General features: G+C 63.2%; 19 protein-coding genes and 1 other RNA gene. 9 read left to right on the top strand and 11 right to left on the bottom strand.

The window, feature by feature from the left end:
• Window positions 1-181 precede the first annotated feature (181 nt).
• The 5 genes from MTX21_RS16190 (at window position 182) to MTX21_RS16170 (ending at window position 5,221) form a co-directional block, all read left to right on the top strand.
• Entirely contained in the window at window positions 182-1,414 is a 1,233-nt protein-coding gene (locus MTX21_RS16190) for a branched-chain amino acid ABC transporter substrate-binding protein (protein WP_280965773.1), read from the top strand.
• A gap of 123 nt (window positions 1,415-1,537) precedes the next feature.
• Entirely contained in the window at window positions 1,538-2,485 is a 948-nt protein-coding gene (locus tag MTX21_RS16185) for a branched-chain amino acid ABC transporter permease (RefSeq protein WP_280965772.1), read from the top strand.
• On the top strand, window positions 2,482-3,780 hold the full coding sequence (locus MTX21_RS16180) for a branched-chain amino acid ABC transporter permease (protein WP_280965771.1): 1,299 nt from the start codon (window positions 2,482-2,484) through the stop codon (window positions 3,778-3,780). Before MTX21_RS16185 ends, MTX21_RS16180 begins: the two co-directional genes overlap by 4 nt.
• Entirely contained in the window at window positions 3,777-4,526 is a 750-nt protein-coding gene (locus tag MTX21_RS16175; RefSeq protein ID WP_280965770.1) for an ABC transporter ATP-binding protein, read from the top strand. The genes MTX21_RS16180 and MTX21_RS16175 overlap by 4 nt, the downstream gene beginning before the upstream one ends.
• On the top strand, window positions 4,526-5,221 hold the full coding sequence (locus tag MTX21_RS16170) for an ABC transporter ATP-binding protein (protein ID WP_280965769.1): 696 nt from the start codon (window positions 4,526-4,528) through the stop codon (window positions 5,219-5,221). The genes MTX21_RS16175 and MTX21_RS16170 overlap by 1 nt, the downstream gene beginning before the upstream one ends.
• Window positions 5,222-5,301: 80 nt before the next feature.
• Here MTX21_RS16170 and MTX21_RS16165 read toward each other — a convergent pair whose 3' ends face one another.
• The 11 genes from MTX21_RS16165 to ssrA form a co-directional block, all read right to left on the bottom strand.
• Window positions 5,302-5,661, bottom strand: a complete 360-nt coding sequence (locus tag MTX21_RS16165) for a hypothetical protein (protein ID WP_280965768.1) — start codon at window positions 5,659-5,661, stop codon at window positions 5,302-5,304.
• A gap of 240 nt (window positions 5,662-5,901) precedes the next feature.
• A complete protein-coding gene (locus MTX21_RS16160; RefSeq protein ID WP_280965767.1) occupies window positions 5,902-6,252 on the bottom strand; it encodes a DUF2200 domain-containing protein in 351 nt (116 codons plus the stop codon).
• Between the two features lie 84 nt (window positions 6,253-6,336).
• Entirely contained in the window at window positions 6,337-7,002 is a 666-nt protein-coding gene (locus tag MTX21_RS16155) for an HAD hydrolase-like protein (RefSeq protein WP_280965766.1), read from the bottom strand.
• 157 nt (window positions 7,003-7,159) lie between these two features.
• Window positions 7,160-7,591, bottom strand: coding sequence for a hypothetical protein (locus MTX21_RS16150; RefSeq protein WP_280965765.1), 432 nt, complete (start codon window positions 7,589-7,591; stop codon window positions 7,160-7,162).
• 309 nt (window positions 7,592-7,900) lie between these two features.
• Window positions 7,901-9,769, bottom strand: coding sequence for a ferrous iron transporter B (locus MTX21_RS16145; RefSeq protein ID WP_280965764.1), 1,869 nt, complete (start codon window positions 9,767-9,769; stop codon window positions 7,901-7,903).
• A 21-nt stretch (window positions 9,770-9,790) separates the two neighbouring features.
• A complete protein-coding gene (locus MTX21_RS16140) occupies window positions 9,791-10,066 on the bottom strand; it encodes a FeoA family protein (protein ID WP_280965763.1) in 276 nt (91 codons plus the stop codon).
• 116 nt (window positions 10,067-10,182) lie between these two features.
• The gene (locus MTX21_RS16135) at window positions 10,183-10,437 is read right to left on the bottom strand and encodes a ribbon-helix-helix domain-containing protein (RefSeq protein WP_280965762.1); all 255 of its coding nucleotides are present in this window, start codon (window positions 10,435-10,437) and stop codon (window positions 10,183-10,185) included.
• Complete coding sequence (locus MTX21_RS16130) at window positions 10,434-10,622, bottom strand: DUF4169 family protein (protein WP_280965761.1); 189 nt, start codon at window positions 10,620-10,622, stop codon at window positions 10,434-10,436. The genes MTX21_RS16135 and MTX21_RS16130 overlap by 4 nt, the downstream gene beginning before the upstream one ends.
• 281 nt (window positions 10,623-10,903) lie before the next feature.
• Window positions 10,904-12,334 (bottom strand): class II fumarate hydratase, encoded by a 1,431-nt coding sequence (gene fumC / locus MTX21_RS16125; RefSeq protein ID WP_280965760.1) that lies wholly within the window; start codon window positions 12,332-12,334, stop codon window positions 10,904-10,906.
• A gap of 88 nt (window positions 12,335-12,422) precedes the next feature.
• Window positions 12,423-12,941: a ClpXP protease specificity-enhancing factor SspB gene (locus tag MTX21_RS16120; RefSeq protein ID WP_280965759.1), complete on the bottom strand. Its 519-nt coding sequence runs from the start codon at window positions 12,939-12,941 to the stop codon at window positions 12,423-12,425.
• Between the two features lie 118 nt (window positions 12,942-13,059).
• Window positions 13,060-13,440: a transfer-messenger RNA gene (ssrA, locus tag MTX21_RS16115) on the bottom strand.
• An 85-nt stretch (window positions 13,441-13,525) separates the two neighbouring features.
• On the opposite strand from ssrA, the gene MTX21_RS16110 reads away from it, so the two are divergent.
• From MTX21_RS16110 to MTX21_RS16095, 4 genes are all read left to right on the top strand, one after another.
• A complete protein-coding gene (locus MTX21_RS16110) occupies window positions 13,526-14,128 on the top strand; it encodes a chromate transporter (protein WP_280965758.1) in 603 nt (200 codons plus the stop codon).
• The gene (locus MTX21_RS16105; protein WP_280965757.1) at window positions 14,125-14,655 is read left to right on the top strand and encodes a chromate transporter; all 531 of its coding nucleotides are present in this window, start codon (window positions 14,125-14,127) and stop codon (window positions 14,653-14,655) included. Before MTX21_RS16110 ends, MTX21_RS16105 begins: the two co-directional genes overlap by 4 nt.
• 94 nt (window positions 14,656-14,749) lie before the next feature.
• Window positions 14,750-15,499 (top strand): tripartite tricarboxylate transporter TctB family protein, encoded by a 750-nt coding sequence (locus MTX21_RS16100; protein ID WP_280965756.1) that lies wholly within the window; start codon window positions 14,750-14,752, stop codon window positions 15,497-15,499.
• 7 nt (window positions 15,500-15,506) lie between these two features.
• Window positions 15,507-17,021, top strand: a complete 1,515-nt coding sequence (locus MTX21_RS16095) for a tripartite tricarboxylate transporter permease (protein ID WP_280965755.1) — start codon at window positions 15,507-15,509, stop codon at window positions 17,019-17,021.
• The last annotated feature ends 77 nt before the right edge of the window (window positions 17,022-17,098 follow it).

The raw sequence follows: 17,098 nt of genomic DNA, 5'->3' as shown, positions 1-17,098 counted from the left end.
CGGAATGTTCTGCGAAACGGACAACCATCTGCTTTTACTTTTTGACGTAGTGGCCGAAGAAGCCATGTCCTGGCGCGGCTTGTCACGCATCGACCGTTCGCGCAGTATGACGTTGAAATTGCGCGGCAATATGCGCATACACCCATCGACTAAAGTCGACAGTCAGCGAGGAAACGACAGAATGCGTAAGTTAGCTTTGGCCATTGCCGTGGTCGCGCCGTTGTTTGGTCACGCGGCGTGGGCCGAGGACACCATCAAGATCGGCTACATCGATCCGCTGTCCGGAGGCGGTGCCAGTGTCGGTGAGGGTGGTTTAAAGACATTCCAGTATCTGGCCGACGAGATCAACGCCAAGGGCGGCATTCTCGGCCACAAGGTCGAGATCGTGCCGCTCGACAACAAGACCAATCCGCAAGAAAGCCTGGTGCAGGCCCAGAAGGCGATCGACGCCGGCGTTCACTACATCACGCAAGGCAACGGTTCGTCCGTCGGTGCGGCCCTCGAGGATTTCGTTACCAAGCACAATACGCGCAATCCCGGCAAGGAAGTCCTGTACTTCAACTACGCCGCCGTCGATCCGAGCCTGACCAACGAGAAGTGCAGCTACTGGCATTTCCGCTGGGATGCCAGCTCGGACATCAAGATGGAGGCGCTCACCAGCTACATGAAGGACACCGCCTCGATCAAAAAGGTGTACCTGATCAATCAGGACTACTCGTTCGGCCAGTCGGTGCGCAGCGATGCGCGCAAGATGCTGGCGGCGAAGCGGCCTGACATCGAGATCGTCGGCGACGAGCTGCATCCGCTGCTGAAGATCACGGACTTCTCGCCCTATATCGCGAAGATCAAGGCGTCCGGTGCCGACAGCGTCGTCACCGGCAACTGGGGCCAGGACATCGCGCTGTTGCTCAAGGCCGCCGCCGATGCCGGCCTGAAGGTCAACTGGTATACCTACTACGCCGGCGGCGCCGGTGGCCCGACGGCGATCAAGCAGACCGGTCTCGATCACCAGGTCTTCCAGATCACCGAGGGCTTTGCCAACTCGGGCAACCAGGCCGCGATGGACTTCGAGAAGGCGTTCCGCGCCAAGGCCAACATGTCGCTCTGGTATCCGCGCGCCGTCAACGAGATGCGCATGTTCAAGGCCGCGGCCGAGAAGGCCAACTCGATCGACCCCGTGAAGGTCGCAGCGGCGCTCGAGGACCTCAAGTTCGAGGTCCTGGATGGCGGCACCGGCGTCATGCGCAAGGACGACCATCAGTTCTTCCAACCGATTTACATCTCCTCCTTCGGCAAGCTTGCCGCGAACGAGCCGTTCGATGAGGAGAACACCGGTTGGGGCTGGCACCTGGTCTCCAAGATCGATACGCCGCAGGCCATGGTTTCCACGACCTGCAAAATGAAGCGGCCGTAACCACGGGGCAGGTCGCTTTCCCGCGACCGTCATCGGTCGCGGGAAGATGGCGACCGGAATGCGTTTGACCGATTGAACGATGTCCGCCGGGGCCATGCGGCCCTGGATAGCCACGAGTGCGCTGTGCTTGAACTCATTGTCATTTCGACCCTGAACGGCGTGCTGTTCGGCATGCTGCTCTTCCTGCTGTCGAGCGGGTTGACCGTCATCTTCAGCATGATGGGCGTGCTCAACTTCGCCCATGCCAGCTTCTATATGCTCGGCGCCTTCTTCGGCTTTCAGCTCACGAAGTGGATCGGCTTCTGGCCGGCGCTCGTGCTCGCGCCGCTGCTCGTGGGTGCGATCGGCATGGCCGTGGAGCGCTATGGCCTGCGCAACACGCACAAGCACGGCCATGTCGCGGAACTGCTGCTGACCTTCGGTCTCGCCTTCGCGATCGAAGAGATCGTGTCGATGATCTGGGGCAAGAGCCCGCTCGACTATCGGGTGCCGGCGCTGCTCGACTTCCCGGCCTTCACGGTCTTCTCGACCAACTATCCGGCCTACAAGATCTTCATGCTGGCGGTGTCGGTCGCGATCTTCGTGGCGCTGCTGATCGTGCTCAAGCGCACCCGGGTCGGCCTCATCGTGCAGGCGGCACTCACGCATCCCCACATGGTGGCGCATCTCGGTCACAATGTTGGGCGGGTGTTCATGCTGGTGTTCGGCGTCGGCAGCGCTCTCGCCGGTCTTGCCGGCGTGATCGCCGGTCCGGCTTTGGTGACTCAATCCGATATGGCCGCTTCGCTCGGACCCATCCTGTTCGTTGTCATCGTCTTTGGTGGACTAGGCTCCTTGCCGGGCGCGTTCATCGCCTCGCTCGTCATCGGTCTGGTGCAGACTTTTGCGGTGGCGCTGAACGGCTCGCTGGCCAGCGCCTTTGGCCCGCTCGATCCGTCGGCGGGACCGTCCGTCCTCTCGGACGTCTGGAACGTCACAGTCGCCCAGGTCGCGCCGATCGTACCCTATGTCCTCCTGGTGCTCATTCTGATCGTTCGCCCCATGGGCCTGATGGGGACGCGCGAGTCATGACCACCAAGAAGACGTCGACATCGAAAGTCGCGGCAAAGTCCGCCGGCGAAAACCTGCGCTTCTACGGGGTCTGGCTGATCGCCGCGATCGCGCTGATCGTGCTGCCGCTGGTCTTCCCGTCGGGTGGATCGCTCACCTCCTTCAGCCTGATCGGGATCGCGATCGTCTTCGCGCTCTCCTACAACATCCTGCTCGGCCAGACCGGCCTGTTGTCGTTCGGTCACGCCGTTCACTACGGCCTTGGCGGCTTCGCGGCCTGCCACATGATGAATGCGGTGGTGGCGCACGACTGGCCGATTCCACTGCCCTTCATCCCGTTGTTCGGTGGGGTCGGTGGCCTCGTCTTCGCGTTGGTGATCGGCTGGGTAATGACGAAGCGCGCCGGCACCGTGTTCGCGATGATCTCGCTCGGCATCGGCGAATTGGTGGCGTCCTCGTCATTGATCCTGCGCTCGGTGTTCGGCGGCGAAGCCGGCATCACGACGGACCGTACGGCCTTGCCGCACATGTTCGGCTGGACATTCGGGCCGCAGCTCCAGGTCTACTACCTGATCGCGTTCTGGCTGGTGATATCCGCCATCGCGATGTATGCGCTCACCAGGACCCCGCTGGGGCGGATCAGCAATGCGGTCCGCGACAATCCCGAGCGCGTCCAGTTCATCGGCTATGATCCGCACGTCGTCCGCTACATCGCCTATTGCTTTGCCGGGTTCTTCGCCGGCATCGCCGGCGGATTGGCCGCAATCAATTTCGAGATCGCGAACTCCGCCTATCTCGGCGCGATCCAGTCCGGTCTCGTTCTCTTCGCGACTTTCATCGGCGGGACCGCTTATTTCTTCGGCCCGATCCTCGGCGCGATCCTGGTGACCTATCTCCAGCTCGGGCTGACCAACGTCACCAGCGTCTGGCAGCTCTATTTCGGCATCATCTTCATCGGCATCGTGATGTTCTCGCCGGGCGGCATTGCCGGCCTCCTGATGATGCATCGTCCGTTGATCCGCGCCGGAACGCTGTGGACCGTGATTCCGTCCTATCTCGTCGCGATCGTGCCGACGGTTGCGCTTGCCTGCGGCATCATCCTGACGATAGAGACGATCGCACGCTATTCCGGTGGAGCGAGCAACCCCATCAATCTGTTCGCCATTGCGTTCAATCCAGTATCGCCGGTGACATGGGTCACCGCAGCGGTCCTCGTCGTCGGCGGCTTCATCGTCGCGCGATTGACCTGGCGTCGCGTCGCCGCAGCGTGGGACCGGGCAGCCACGGTCGCCCGTGATCGGGGGTATCTGGCATGACTGCAGCCATTGAAGTTCGTGCTGTCGAGAAGCGCTTCGGCAATGTCGGCATCATTCGCGATCTGAACCTGAGCGTCGCGCAAGGCGAGCGGCATGCCATCATCGGGCCGAACGGCGCGGGGAAATCCACGACGTTCAATCTGATCAGCGGTCATATCAAACCGACGTCAGGCGAGATCCGGCTGAACGGCGAGCAGATCTCCGGCCTGCGGCCGTTCGAGATCAACCGGCGCGGCTTGTCGCGTTCGTTCCAGGTCACCAACGTGTTCGCCCGCATGACGGTGTGGGAGAACGTCCGCTGCGCCGTGCTGTGGGCGACCGGGCATCGCTATGCATTCTGGAAGAATGTGGACAGCCTGGCCGAGGTGCGGGAAAGGACCGCCCAGATCCTGGACGATATCCATCTCACGCACCGGCGCGATGTTCCGGCGGGGCTCCTGACCTATGCCGAGCAGCGGGAACTGGAGATCGGCATCACCATCGCGAGCGGCGCCACCGTCGTCATGCTGGACGAGCCGACCGCAGGGATGAGCCACGCCGAAACCGAGCGCGCAGTGTCGCTGATTCGGCGACTGACCGAGGGGCGGACCCTGGTGATCGTCGAGCATGATATGAGCGTCGTTTTCGGCCTCGCCGACCGGATTTCGGTGCTGGTCTACGGACACATCATCGCGTCGGGCACGCCCGAGGAGATTCGGCGCGATCCGAAGGTCAAGGAAGCCTATCTCGGCGAGGAAGCGCACTGATGCTCGAGGTCAGGAATCTTCACGCCTATTACGGCAAGAGCCACATTCTCCAGGGTGTCGACCTCGATGTCGCTGCCGGCGAGGTGGTGAGTCTGCTCGGCCGCAATGGTGTGGGCCGTTCCACGACGGTCAAGGCGATCATGGGCGAGGTCAGCCCGATAGGAACGGTGCGCTTCAAGGGCAAGGACATCGCCGGCCTGCCAAGCTACAGGATCGCCCGTCTTGGACTCGGCTATGTTCCCGAACATCGCGACATCTTCCCGAGCCTGACGGTTCGTCAAAACCTTCTGCTCGGCATCAAGGACACGCGCCGTCCCGGCAAATGGCGGCTTCAGGACATGCTCGACCTGTTTCCCAATCTCGCCGCGCGCGCCGATACGCCCGCGGGCGTGCTGTCCGGCGGCGAGAAGCAGATGCTGACCACCTGCCGGACGCTGATGGGCGATCCGGACCTCATCATGATCGACGAGCCGACCGAAGGTCTCGCGCCGCTGATCGTGCAGCAGGTCGGCGACCTGATTGCCCGCATCGCGCAGGCCGGCGTCGCGATTCTGCTCGTCGAGCAAAAGCTTTCGATCGCGATGCGGATATCGAACCGAGTCTACATCATGGGACATGGCCGCGTCGTGTTCGAAGGCACGCCGGGCCAGCTCAAGGCCAACGCCGCGGTGCGCCAGGAGTGGCTCGAGGTCTGAGGTCGCAGCGCACATCGGACCTCGCCGATGCGGCGAGGCGAGCCGTCAAATCAATCAGGCAGCCTCGAGCGATCGGCTGATCAGCCGCAATTCCAGATTGGTCCGATCGGCGTCCGTGTCCAGCATGGTCCGAAGCTGCCGCCATTGTAGCGGCCGTTGTAAATGCCGGGCCGACCGAAATAGTGCCAGTCGCCATCCCACCAGTAATAGCGGGGGACCGGGTCGATGTACCACGGGCGTCGGTTGTTGCGCGCCACGCGCCATGTCGGGTCCTTCTGCGCATAGAGCGGCTGGCTGTTGCTCGGCGGCTGACGATAGCCCGGCAGGAAGCCGTAGCCGTGCCAGCGTGGCGCCGGCCGCTTGTGAACGGGATCCGCTGGCGCGACACACGGCAGCAGCGACAGAACGATAGCAATGGATAGACACATGAGGCGGGACATAGTCCGACCATAAGCAGTCGGTTGCGGGAAGGCGATTCAAATCCGAGTGCGAAGGTCTTCGTAAGCCGGCGCAAATCTGACAAGCCGGAGCGCATCTGATTTGGGGCTAGAAGCGGGAAACCATGAGGACCCTAGCCCTCCACCACGTACTTAAGTGCGCATGAACGCCTAAAGGGATGGACCGCGGCAAATTCGCGCAACGTCGCCAAGCCAAGTGGACGGAGGTTCAATCGCCCTGGATCATTTTCGCAGAATTTTATCCATAGCTTTTCCACGCGCCAACTCATCGATCAGTTTATCCAAGTAGCGAATTTCTTGCATAGTTGGTTCTTTGATATCCTCCACTCGGACACCGCAAACCACGCCTTTAATCAGGGCTCGCGCAGGATTGATTCTCGGGGCATTTGCAAAGAACGTTTCAAAATCAGTTTGTTTCTCCAGTTGTGTCTCAAGCTCCCTCTGCCCATAAACAGTCAGCCAAGAGATGACCTGATCAACCTCTGCTTTTGTGCGCCCTTTTCTCTCTGCCTTAGCAACATAGAGCGGGTAAACGCTTGCGAAGCTCGTCGTGTAAATTCGATGCTTTGCCATGGCCGCTCCACGACTTCCGATTGCAACAAGCAAGACCTGAGACGATCACACTGACCGTGAGGGATCACCCGCTTGCAACGGAGGCTATCCGTTCAACATGGATAAAACCATGCCAGCGAGATCATCCGTCCGTTCCACCAACTGGTCTGCGCCGGCCGCTTCGAGTTCGTCCCGGCTGCCATATCCCCAAAGTACGCCAAGACCGCGCATATCGATCGCGTGCGCTCCGGCGATGTCATGCCGGCGATCTCCGACCATCAGACTGCGCGAGGCGGATATATCCTGTTCAGACAGGATATGGGCGAGCAGCTCGGGCTTGTGATCGAGCTTGCCGCCCGGCACCGAGCCGTAGATGCCGTCGAAATATGTTGCCAGCTTCAGGTTCTCCAGGATGCGCCGGGCGAAGACTTCACGCTTCGATGTGGCGAGGTAGATCCGCAAGCCAGCTCGCTGCATTTCCTCAAGCGCGCCGCTGATCCCGGGGTAGGGTTCGCTTCCGAAGAGACCGCTTTCGCTGTAATGGTGCCGATAGGCCGTCACAGCCTCATCGAGCCGGTCGTCTCCGCGCGCCCTCAGCAAAGCCTGCAACATCTCTTCGAGCGGCGGCCCGATGGCGCGCTTGATGTCGAGCGTGTCACCGGGATCGTATCCGAGCGCACGCAGCGCGGCGATGCTGCTTGCCACAATGCCCGGCTGGGAATCGACCAGTGTTCCGTCAAGATCCAGGAGTACGGAGCGGAGTGGGGGCATGCTGGAACATAGCCGCCGGTAGCAGACGGGTAAGCGCCTGCAAACTCGAGCCCCGCCACCGACGGGAAATGCCGGCAAGCCTGCCGCAATTTCCCGATACGGACGTCAAGCGATCATGATCATTCGCCCGGATTATCGGCCGGCCGGCCGGCACCGATCACCAGGGCCGGAATCCGAACCACGCGTACTGTGGTTGCCGCGCCCACGGATCCATCTGCGGCTTCACGTGTCGCTTCGGCCGGATCGCGACGTGTTGCGGTTTGCGTTGTCGCTTGTGGTCAGCGGATTCGGGTGGACGCGAATCCGGCAGCATCGCCAATGCATTCGCGACCGCCGGAGTGTCTGCGCGGATGGCAGGTGGCGGGGTGGAGGTGAGCGCGGTCGCGGTGTCGATGTTCGATACGACAGGCGCCGCCGAGGTATCCAAGACCACCCGCTCGGGCAATTTTTGCTCGGAGTGAATGCGTATGGCCGGCCGGTCCGCAGCCGCGCCCGGAACGACCGGCGCCCTGGGCAGATAAAAGTCCGCAACAAACAAAAGCGCGAGCAACAGCGCGCCGATCTTCCAGAAATATGCCGCCAGCGGCATTTTGGTCGCTCCGTGCCCCCCTGCGATCTCTGGGCCCAGCCTGCGACGTTGTATCAGCGAATATCGGTTCACCCGCGCGAAGCGGATTGATCTGGATCAAGCGCTCGAAGTCATCTTCGGGATGGTGCGATCGCGAAGCGTCTAGCGCTCAATTCTTCGATGATGGCATGGTGCCGCTGTTTTGCCCGACGTGTCAACCTCAGGATGTGCCAGCCATCATGACCTGTAGCCCTCGGCTACTTTCCATGGGGTTGTTTTCGATATTTTTGTTGGGACGCGTCGCGGAGGCTAGGGCTCGGCGGAAAACGACTAGCCGGCCCCGAGCGCGACGGCGACATTGTACGTGACGAGGCTCGCGGCATAGGCGAGCACCAGCATGTAGGCGAAGGTCACCGCCATCCAGGTCCAGCTTCCGGTCTCGCGCCGGATCACCGCCAGCGTCGATGCGCATTGCGGGGCGAAGATGTACCAGGCCAGCAGCGACAGCGCGGTCGCGAGCGACCATTTCGTCGCCAGAACCTGGCCGATCTGTTCGGCCGCCTCCTTGCCGCCTTCGATCGCATAGACGGTGCCGAGCGCCGCGACCGCGACCTCGCGTGCTGCCATGCCCGGGATCAGGGCGACGGCGATCTGCCAGTTGAAGCCGACCGGCGCGAGCAGCGGCGCGAGCGCCTTGCCCATGATCGCAGCCAGGCTGAAGTCGATCGCGGGTTCGGTTGCCCCGGCAGGCGGCTGCGGGAACGAGGCCAAAAACCAGATCAGCACCATCATGGAGAAGATCGTGGTGCCCGCGCGCTGCAAAAACATCCTCGCCCGCGTGAAGATGCCGATCGCGATCGATTTCAGGCGCGGCATCTTGTAGTCGGGCAGCTCCAGCATGAACGGCGCCGGCGCATAGTCGCGCAGCATGAAGAACTTGATCAGGAACGAGACCAGAAGCGCGCTGATGATGCCCGTCGCGTATAGGCCGAACATCACGAGGCCCTGCAGATTGATGAAGCCCCAGACCTCTTTCGCCGGAATGATGGCGGAGATGATCAGCGTGTAGACGGGAATGCGCGCCGAGCAGGTCATCAGCGGCGCGATCAGGATCGTGGTCAGCCGGTCGCGCTTGTTGTCGATCACGCGCGTCGCCATGATGCCGGGAATGGCGCAGGCGAAGCTCGACAACAGCGGGATGAAGGCGCGGCCGTGCAGGCCGGCGCCGCCCATGATGCGGTCCATCAGGAAGGCGGCGCGCGCCATGTAGCCGAAATCTTCCAAGAGCAGGATGAACAGGAAGATGATGATGATCTGCGGCAGGAACACGATGACGCTGCCGACGCCGGAGATCACGCCGTTTTGCAGGAAGCTCTGCAACAGACCGGCGGGCAGGGTGTCGTGCACGAACTCGCCGAGCGCATCGAAGCCCGAATTGAGCAGCTCCATCAGCGGCTGCGCCCAGGCGAACACCGCCTGGAACATCACGAACAGGATCAGCGCGAGCACCAGCAGGCCGCCGACGGGGTGCAGCACCACGGCGTCGATCCGCGCGGTCCAGGTGTCGGGCCGGCTCGGCAGGCTGACGCAGTCGGCGATGATCCGGTCGGCCTCTCGCTGGGTGGCGCGCAGTTCAGAGACGCTGAGCGCGCGCCACTTGTTCTCAGCCTCGGGCGAAACTTTCGCCGGGATCTCGTCGGTCAGCTTCAACAGCTCGGCAGTGCCGCCCTTGCGCACCGCGATCGAGGTGACCACGGGCACGCCGAGCTCCTTGGCAAGGCGCGCGACATCGACCGTGATACCGCGGCGGCTCGCGATGTCGAACATGTTGAGGACGAGGATCAGCGGCCGGCCGGTGCGCTTGAGCTCGAGCAGGAGGCGGATGGTCAGCCGCAGGTTGGTCGAATCGGCCACGCACAGCACGAGATCGGGCATGCGCTCGCCGGAGGCCTTGCCGAGCACGAAATCGCGGGTGATCTCCTCGTCCGGGCTGCGGCCGCGCAGCGAATAGGTGCCGGGGAGGTCCACCACCGAGACCTGGCGCCCGAGCGGGGTGACGAAGAAGCCCTCCTTGCGCTCGACGGTGACGCCCGGATAGTTCGCGACCTTCTGCCGGCTGCCGGTCAGCGCATTGAACAGCGAGGTTTTGCCGCTGTTTGGCGTGCCCACCAGGGCGAGATGCAGCAGGGGTGCTTCCATGAGATCAAAGGTCCGGCCGCATCACGCGACGATGATGGCCATGGCTTCGCGACGGCGTACCGCGATCGTGATGTTGTCGACGCGAACGGCGATCGGGTCGCGCCCGACGATGCCCTCGTGCAGGATCTCCACCCGGGCGCCCTCGACAAAGCCGAGCTCGATCAGGCGGCTCTCCAGCTCGATGTCCGGCAGCGCCGAGCCTGCGTCCTTGGCGGAAAGGTGCTGAATGATGCCGGTGTAGCCGCGCTGCGCCAGACCCAGCGGCAGGTGCGGGCGCGTGTCATTGTCGTCGCTCATGCCCTGTATTTTCAACGCAGGGCACTGAGGTCAAGCCGGCTCGGCCTGCCCGGGTTGCACCTTAGAGTGATTATAAAGTGCGAGCCGGCGCGACGCTGCCGGCTCGCTTCTGGCGCTTACTGAGCCGGGACCTTGTGCTCGGGCGGGACGGCCGCAGCGCGGTTCTTGAAGTAGTCGAGAACGAACAGGCGGATCGCCGACGACAGGTTACCCTGCTGGCGATTGCCGTCGATCTCGCCCACGAGCTCGGACAGCGTCATGTTGCGGAGGCCGGAAATCTCCTTCATGCCGTTCCAGAACGCCTCTTCCAGACTGACGCTGGTCTTGTGGCCGGCGACGACGATCGATCGTTTGACAACGGGCGATTTCATGGCTGTTCCTCGCGGTCGATCCGATGCTGGTCCAGGTGCTCCTTCGCTTGCGCCTTGCGTTTCTCTTCCGCTGAGCGTTCGGCCTTGGTGCGGCCGAACTTGGTTCGGTTGGCGTCCGCCTGCTTGGCCGAAGCTTCCCGCTCGGCCCGCTTCCTGATGCGGTTCAGGTTGATGACGTTCCCCATGTCGCGTCTCCATCACCCGATCCTCGGCGGGCGGGATGAAACATTCAGAAACCGGGCACAGCAATGTGCCGCATAAGATTTGATTGTCATTTGCTCGTCCTCGTCAATCGGCCCGATGGACCATCAAACGATCAATTTGGCCCCGGGAAGGGTGAGAGAGGTGGTGGATAGCATCCCTCCTCTCCGAGACATTGACGGTAATCAAATCCTGCCCTTTAAGCCCCTACAAATATGCCGTTTTGGGCTCCGTATCATTACGGATGGCTATCGGAATTCGGAAATCACCCCGGCCGTGTCATCTTCTCCGGCTGCACCAAACGGTCGAACTCGTCCGCCGACACGAAGCCGAGCCGCAGCGCCTCCTCCTTCAATGTCGTGCCGTTCGCATGCGCCGTCTTCGCCACCTTGGCCGCGTTGTCGTAGCCGATCTTCGGTGCGAGCGCCGTCACCAGCATCAGCGACCGCTCCATCAGCTCGCGGATGTGCTTTTCGTCGGCGCGGATTCCGCTGACGCAATGTTCCGTGAAGGAGCGCGCCGCGTCGGCCATCAGGCGGATCGAGTGCAGCATGTTGTAGGCGAGCACCGGCTTGTAAACGTTGAGCTCGAAATGGCCCTGGCTGCCGGCGAGCGTGATTGCGGTGTTGTTGCCGAACACCTGGCAGCACACCATGGTCATGGCCTCGCACTGCGTCGGGTTGACCTTGCCGGGCATGATCGAGGAGCCGGGCTCATTCTCCGGCAGGATCAGCTCGCCCAGTCCCGAGCGCGGGCCGGAGCCGAGCAGGCGGATGTCGTTGGCGATCTTGAACAGCCCCGTCGCCACCGAGTTGATCGCTCCGTGCGCCAGCACATAGGCGTCGTTGGAAGCCAGCGCCTCGAACTTGTTCGCGGCGCTGGTGAAGGGCAGCTTGGTGATGCCGGCCACATGCTTGGCGAACAGCTTGGCGAAGCGCGGCTTCGAGTTGAGACCGGTGCCCACCGCGGTGCCGCCTTGCGCCAGTGGATAGAGATCCTTCACCGCGACCTTGAGCCGGGCGATGCCGCTTTCGACCTGCGCGGCATAGCCGGAGAATTCCTGCCCGAGCGTCAGCGGCGTCGCGTCCTGAGTGTGGGTGCGGCCGATCTTGACGATCTTGGCGAACTCCTTCTCCTTCTTGCGCAGCGCCTGGTGCAGCTCGCCCAGCGCGGGGATCAGGTCGGCGGTGATGCGGCTTGCTGCCGCGATATGCATTGCGGTCGGGAACGAGTCGTTCGACGACTGGCTCATGTTGACGTGATCGTTGGGATGGACCGGCTTCTTGGCGCCGAGCTCGCCGCCGAGCAGCTCATTGGCGCGGTTGGCGATCACCTCGTTGAGGTTCATGTTGGACTGCGTGCCCGAGCCGGTCTGCCAGACCACCAGTGGAAAGTGATCGTCGAGGCTGCCGTCGATCACCTCGCGCGCGGCGCGGATGATGGCGTTGGCCCGGCGCTGGTCGAGCAGCCCGAGCTCGCGGTTGGACTGCGCCGCGGCCAGCTTGACGATGCCGAGCGCATGCACGAGCGCGATCGGCATGCGGTCCTGGCCGATGCGGAAGTTCTGGCGCGAGCGTTCGGTCTGCGCGCCCCAATAGCGATCGGCGGGGACCTCGATGGGACCGAAGCTGTCGGTCTCGATGCGGGTGGCGGCGCGGTGCGAGGGGCGGGTGGTCTTGTCCATGAGCATGTCCATTCTGCCGCGTTAGACTGCGCGGCCTTGCGGTTGCTCACCTATATAGGCGGTTTGGCCGCGTGTGGCGGCCGCGGGCCCCGGTCCTAGATCATTTCTTGCGGAAACGATCGAGCCGCACGACCTCGGCGCCACCCTGGCTCGGCGGAGTCGGCTCATCGACGGTCTCCGCCGTCTCGGCGGCAGGTGTTGCCACTGAGACGGCCGATGCAGCCGGGGCCGCCGGAAGTCCGGCGTGCGTATCCTCGGCGACGTCGGAGGTGTCGAACTGGAGGCCGAATTTCACCGACGGATCGAGGAAGCTCTTGATGGCGCTGAACGGCACCACCAGCCGCTCCGGAATGCCTCCGAACGACAGGCCGACCTCGAAGCGGTCCTCGAGCACGGTCAGATCCCAGAACTGGTGCTGGAGGATGATCGTCATCTCTTCCGGATACTGGGCCAAGAGCCGCGGCGACAGCTTCACACCCTCGGCCTTCGACACGAAGGTGATGAAGAAATGATGCTCGCCCGGCAATCCATGGGCTGCGGCATCGGTCAGCACCTTGCGCAGCACGCCGCGCAGCGCGTCGCGCGCCAGCACATCGTATCGGATATGATCGGTTGCCATGGTGGTCCTGTTGCATTCCCGAGAGCCAGGCCCTGCCGGCCCGACTCGCCAAGCCGGAATGGTACCGCGCCTGACGGGTCAGCAGGAGTCCCCGCCGGGACAAATAAAATGAAAAGCAAGTGGAGGCTTCTGTTGCCAGGTGCCTCCGAACCCCGCCTAGCGGAGCTTAACCCACTAGGACTTTAGAGTGGTCTTTCAAACTGCGTTACGCAGCCTGAGCAACCGGAGCAAAGTTGTCGTTGGCAACTATTGCAGTAGCCCGATAACGGCGGAACAATACCGGGAAAAAGTACGCCCTTTACGCCCTCGTCGATCCTATTTCGCCCCCGCCAAAACCCGCTTTTTTGCGCGGGCAGGAAGCCCGCTATCCGGGTGGGCTTTGGTGGAGGCGCCGGGTACCGCCCCCGGGTCCGAATGGTTTATTGCGACGACCGTTTATTTCCATAGCCGGCGAACCGGCACCCACAATATAGGGGGCAAACGTTTCAAAAAACAGGGGTTTCGAGCGACAACATCGCTGTTCCCTTTGGATAGGGTTCCCCAGCGTCTTGGCCGTACCGCCGCACCCATTCTAAAGTCCGGCCATGTCGTCGGATTCATCACCGGCCGCCCAAGAGCCGGATCTTTCAGCCAGAAGCATTCCACCCGGCCTGCTGGCGCTGTTTGTCGCCTTTGCCCGGATGTCGCTGGCCGGCTTCGGCGGCGTTCTGGTGTTCGCCCGGCGAGCCATCGTCGACCAGCACCGCTGGATGACGGCCGAGGAATTCAACGAGACCTTCGCCCTCTGCCATTTCCTGCCCGGCCCCAACATCGTCAACCTGTCGATGGTGTTCGGCGCGCGGCTGCGCGGGGTTGCCGGCGGCATTGCCGCCTTCACCGGGCTGCTGCTGCCGCCGACGCTGATCATGACCGTGCTTGCGGTCCTGTACGCCCATTTCGGCGAGCTGGAGCTTTTGCGCCGCAGCCTCGCCGGCATCTCCTGCGCCGCGGTGGGGCTCTTGATCGCGGTCGTTTTCCGCATGATGACCCCGCTGCTCAAGGGGCCGGACGCCACCGGGCTCATCCTGATGCTTGCGGTGTTCGCCGCCATCGGCGTGCTCCGCTTGCCGTTGCAGGCGGTGCTGCTGGTCGCGATCCCGCTCAGCGTCGCCGTGACCTTCATCCTGCGGCGGAAGGTAGCAGCATGACCAGCGAGAGCCCGATCTGGGCGCTGATCTCCACCTTTGGTCTGATGTCGCTGTTCGCCGTCGGCGGTGCCGCCGCGGCCGTCCCCGAGATGCACCGGATCGCGGTGGAGGTGCATCACTGGATGACCGACAAGCAGTTTGCCGACGCCTATGCGATCGCGCAGCTCTCGCCCGGTCCCAACGTCCTGATTGTCACATTGATCGGCTATGCCGTTGCCGGCATTCCCGGGGCACTGGTGGCGACGCTGGCGATGTGCCTGCCGACGGCGCTGCTTGCTTATTATGTCAGCCGCCTCCTGAACCGGCCCAGCCAATCGCGCTGGCCCGGCCTGATCCAGGTCGCACTGGTTCCGCTGTCGATCGGATTGATGGCGGCAAGTGCCTTGATTCTGGCCCAGGCGACCGATCGCAGCCTCGTTGCCCTGTTCCTGACGGCGGCCGTTGCGATCATCGCCTCCCTCTCGCGCATCAATCCGCTATGGCTGCTGCTGGCCGGGGGCCTGTTGGGTTTTGCTGGCATTGTGTGATGAAAATCGCTAGGCAGTGATGCGGGCGGGGGATCCTTTCCAGCCGATTTAGAACAACAACGCTCGTGACTTACAGGTCGCGGAGGAGACAAGCATGGCCGATACGATGGGCCACTCAGCGACAGCCACCCGAAACACGTCGCTGGCGCTCGGCTTTTGTCTGCTGGCGATTGCGCCGCAGATCTTCGAATTCGTCTGGTCGATCGGGACGATCTTCGGCTGGGGCACCGGCCGCGGTCCGGCGACAGTCGTGATCAGCCACGCCACCGCGCTACTGGTGGGGGCTCCCAGTGCAATACTCGCCGGCGACTCCAAGAAGTCGTCCGACGTGCTGTTGGCGCTGATCTATTCCTATCCGCTGTTTGTGGTGGCGATCCTCACGCTCTTCATGACGATCAGGTCGGCCCAGGATTACGTCGGCGGGATCGTCCTGATGGCGCTCGCCTTGTTCGCGCTATGGGCAGGGAGCGACTTGCAGGGCATGCGCGGCTTCTCCTTCGGTGCGGGGACCGCGCCACGCATGTTCGGCGGGCTCCTGGTCGCCCTGTCTGCCGGCATCGCATTGACGGGCCTCATGACCGAGGGGCCGGCGCTGGCTCACTATTCCTGGCGTGGGCCGTTGTTCGTGATGGCCGCGATCCTGTTCTTCGCGCTGGCGATTCGGCCGCTTGGCCTAGTCGTCTCGGCCTTCGCGAGCTTTCTCATTGCGGCGATGGGGTCGCACGAGACCCGCTTGCTCGAGGCCGTCATCGTCGGCGCCTGCCTGACGCTCGGCTGCGCGCTTCTGTTCCCCTACGTGCTCGGGTTGCCGATGCCGATGTTCCCACGTTTCCTGGTCCAGTGAGGGTGTGATGGAGCTCTTTGCCAACCTCGCTCACGGCTTTGTCGTCGCGTTTTCTCCGATCAATCTCCTGATGTGCCTGATCGGCGCCCTCGTCGGCACCCTGGTCGGCGTGCTGCCGGGCATCGGCACCATCGCAACCGTGGCAATGCTGCTGCCGATCACCTTCGGGCTGCCGCCGGTCGGCGCGCTGATCATGCTCGCCGGCATCTACTATGGCGCCCAGTACGGCGGCTCGACGACCTCGATCCTGGTCAACATCCCAGGTGAGGCGACATCGGTCGTCACGGCCATCGATGGCCATCAGATGGCGAAGCAGGGCCGCGCGGGCCCGGCGCTGGCGATCGCGGCGATCGGCTCGTTCTTCGCCGGCTGCGTCGCGACCGTGCTGATCGCCATCCTCGGCGCGCCGCTGACCAAGCTGGCGCTGGCGTTCGGCCCGGCCGAGTATTTCTCGCTGATGGTGCTGGGCCTGATCTTTGCGGTGGTGCTGGCCAAGGGCTCGGTGCTCAAGGCGATCGCGATGATCGTGCTGGGCCTCCTGCTGTCGATGGTCGGTTCCGACATCGAGACCGGCGCCTCGCGCATGGCCTTTAACATTCCGGAGCTCGCCGACGGCCTCGGCTTTGCGACGGTGGCGATGGGCGTGTTCGGCTTCGCCGAGATCATCCGCAATCTCGACCACGGCGCCGAGATGAACCGCGATCTCGTGCAGCAGAAGATCACCGGCCTGATGCCGACCAGGAAGGATCTGGCCGACTCGACGCCTCCGATCCTGCGCGGCACCGTGCTCGGCTCGATCCTCGGCATCCTGCCCGGCGGCGGCGCGGTGATCGCGTCGTTTGCGGCCTACACCCTCGAGAAGAAGCTCGCCAAGAACCCGTCGCGGTTCGGCCGCGGCGCGATCGAGGGCGTGGCGGCGCCGGAGAGTGCCAACAACGCGGCGGCACAGACCTCGTTCATCCCGCTGCTCACGCTCGGCATCCCGCCGAATGCCGTGATGGCGCTGATGGTCGGCGCGATGACCATTCACGGCATCGTGCCGGGTCCGCAGGTGATGCAGAAGCAGCCGGACCTCGTCTGGGGCATGATCGCCTCGATGTGGATCGGCAATTTGATGCTGATCATCATCAACCTGCCGCTGGTCGGAATCTGGGTGCGGCTATTGCGCGTGCCCTACCGGCTGATGTTCCCCTCGATCGTGATCTTCTGTGCGATCGGCATCTACTCCGTGAACAACGCGCCGGTCGACGTCATTCTTGCCGGCGTGTTTGGCCTGGTCGGCTACTGGCTGATCAAGCACGATTTCGAGCCGGCGCCGCTGCTGCTCGGCATGGTGCTCGGTCCGCTGATGGAGGAGAATCTGCGCCGGGCGCTGCTGATCTCGCGCGGCGACTGGAGCGTCTTCCTGACACGTCCATTGTCCGCCGTGCTGCTCGCGATCGCTGCCGGTCTCCTGGTCCTCACGGTGCTGCCTGCATTGCGGGCCAAGCGCGACGAGGTGTTCACGGAGTCCGAGAACTGATCGCGGCCGCCCTGCGTCGGCGCGCCGCATTCGGAAGTCGAATCGACTCGCGCGACAGCTTCGTGAAATGAAAATGC

The sequence above is a fragment of the Bradyrhizobium sp. ISRA430 genome (genome assembly GCF_029909975.1).
Lineage (GTDB): Bacteria > Pseudomonadota > Alphaproteobacteria > Rhizobiales > Xanthobacteraceae > Bradyrhizobium.
The sequence above is the reverse complement of the archived record's forward strand: the minus strand, read 5'-3'. Positions and strand labels throughout refer to the sequence as shown.

Bases quoted from the DNA above. Each gene is read 5' to 3' on its own strand.
- MTX21_RS16190 (WP_280965773.1), top strand. From the start codon at position 182: ATGCGTAAGTTAGCTTTGGCCATTGCCGTGGTCGCGCCGTTGTTTGGT.
- MTX21_RS16180 (WP_280965771.1), top strand. From the start codon at position 2,482: ATGACCACCAAGAAGACGTCGACATCGAAAGTCGCGGCAAAGTCCGCC.
- MTX21_RS16175 (WP_280965770.1), top strand. From the start codon at position 3,777: ATGACTGCAGCCATTGAAGTTCGTGCTGTCGAGAAGCGCTTCGGCAAT.
- MTX21_RS16170 (WP_280965769.1), top strand. From the start codon at position 4,526: ATGCTCGAGGTCAGGAATCTTCACGCCTATTACGGCAAGAGCCACATT.
- MTX21_RS16165 (WP_280965768.1), bottom strand. From the start codon at position 5,661: ATGTCCCGCCTCATGTGTCTATCCATTGCTATCGTTCTGTCGCTGCTG.
- MTX21_RS16160 (WP_280965767.1), bottom strand. From the start codon at position 6,252: ATGGCAAAGCATCGAATTTACACGACGAGCTTCGCAAGCGTTTACCCG.
- MTX21_RS16155 (WP_280965766.1), bottom strand. From the start codon at position 7,002: ATGCCCCCACTCCGCTCCGTACTCCTGGATCTTGACGGAACACTGGTC.
- MTX21_RS16150 (WP_280965765.1), bottom strand. From the start codon at position 7,591: ATGCCGCTGGCGGCATATTTCTGGAAGATCGGCGCGCTGTTGCTCGCG.
- MTX21_RS16145 (WP_280965764.1), bottom strand. From the start codon at position 9,769: ATGGAAGCACCCCTGCTGCATCTCGCCCTGGTGGGCACGCCAAACAGC.
- MTX21_RS16140 (WP_280965763.1), bottom strand. From the start codon at position 10,066: ATGAGCGACGACAATGACACGCGCCCGCACCTGCCGCTGGGTCTGGCG.
- MTX21_RS16135 (WP_280965762.1), bottom strand. From the start codon at position 10,437: ATGAAATCGCCCGTTGTCAAACGATCGATCGTCGTCGCCGGCCACAAG.
- MTX21_RS16130 (WP_280965761.1), bottom strand. From the start codon at position 10,622: ATGGGGAACGTCATCAACCTGAACCGCATCAGGAAGCGGGCCGAGCGG.
- fumC (WP_280965760.1), bottom strand. From the start codon at position 12,334: ATGGACATGCTCATGGACAAGACCACCCGCCCCTCGCACCGCGCCGCC.
- MTX21_RS16120 (WP_280965759.1), bottom strand. From the start codon at position 12,941: ATGGCAACCGATCATATCCGATACGATGTGCTGGCGCGCGACGCGCTG.
- MTX21_RS16110 (WP_280965758.1), top strand. From the start codon at position 13,526: ATGTCGTCGGATTCATCACCGGCCGCCCAAGAGCCGGATCTTTCAGCC.
- MTX21_RS16105 (WP_280965757.1), top strand. From the start codon at position 14,125: ATGACCAGCGAGAGCCCGATCTGGGCGCTGATCTCCACCTTTGGTCTG.
- MTX21_RS16100 (WP_280965756.1), top strand. From the start codon at position 14,750: ATGGCCGATACGATGGGCCACTCAGCGACAGCCACCCGAAACACGTCG.
- MTX21_RS16095 (WP_280965755.1), top strand. From the start codon at position 15,507: ATGGAGCTCTTTGCCAACCTCGCTCACGGCTTTGTCGTCGCGTTTTCT.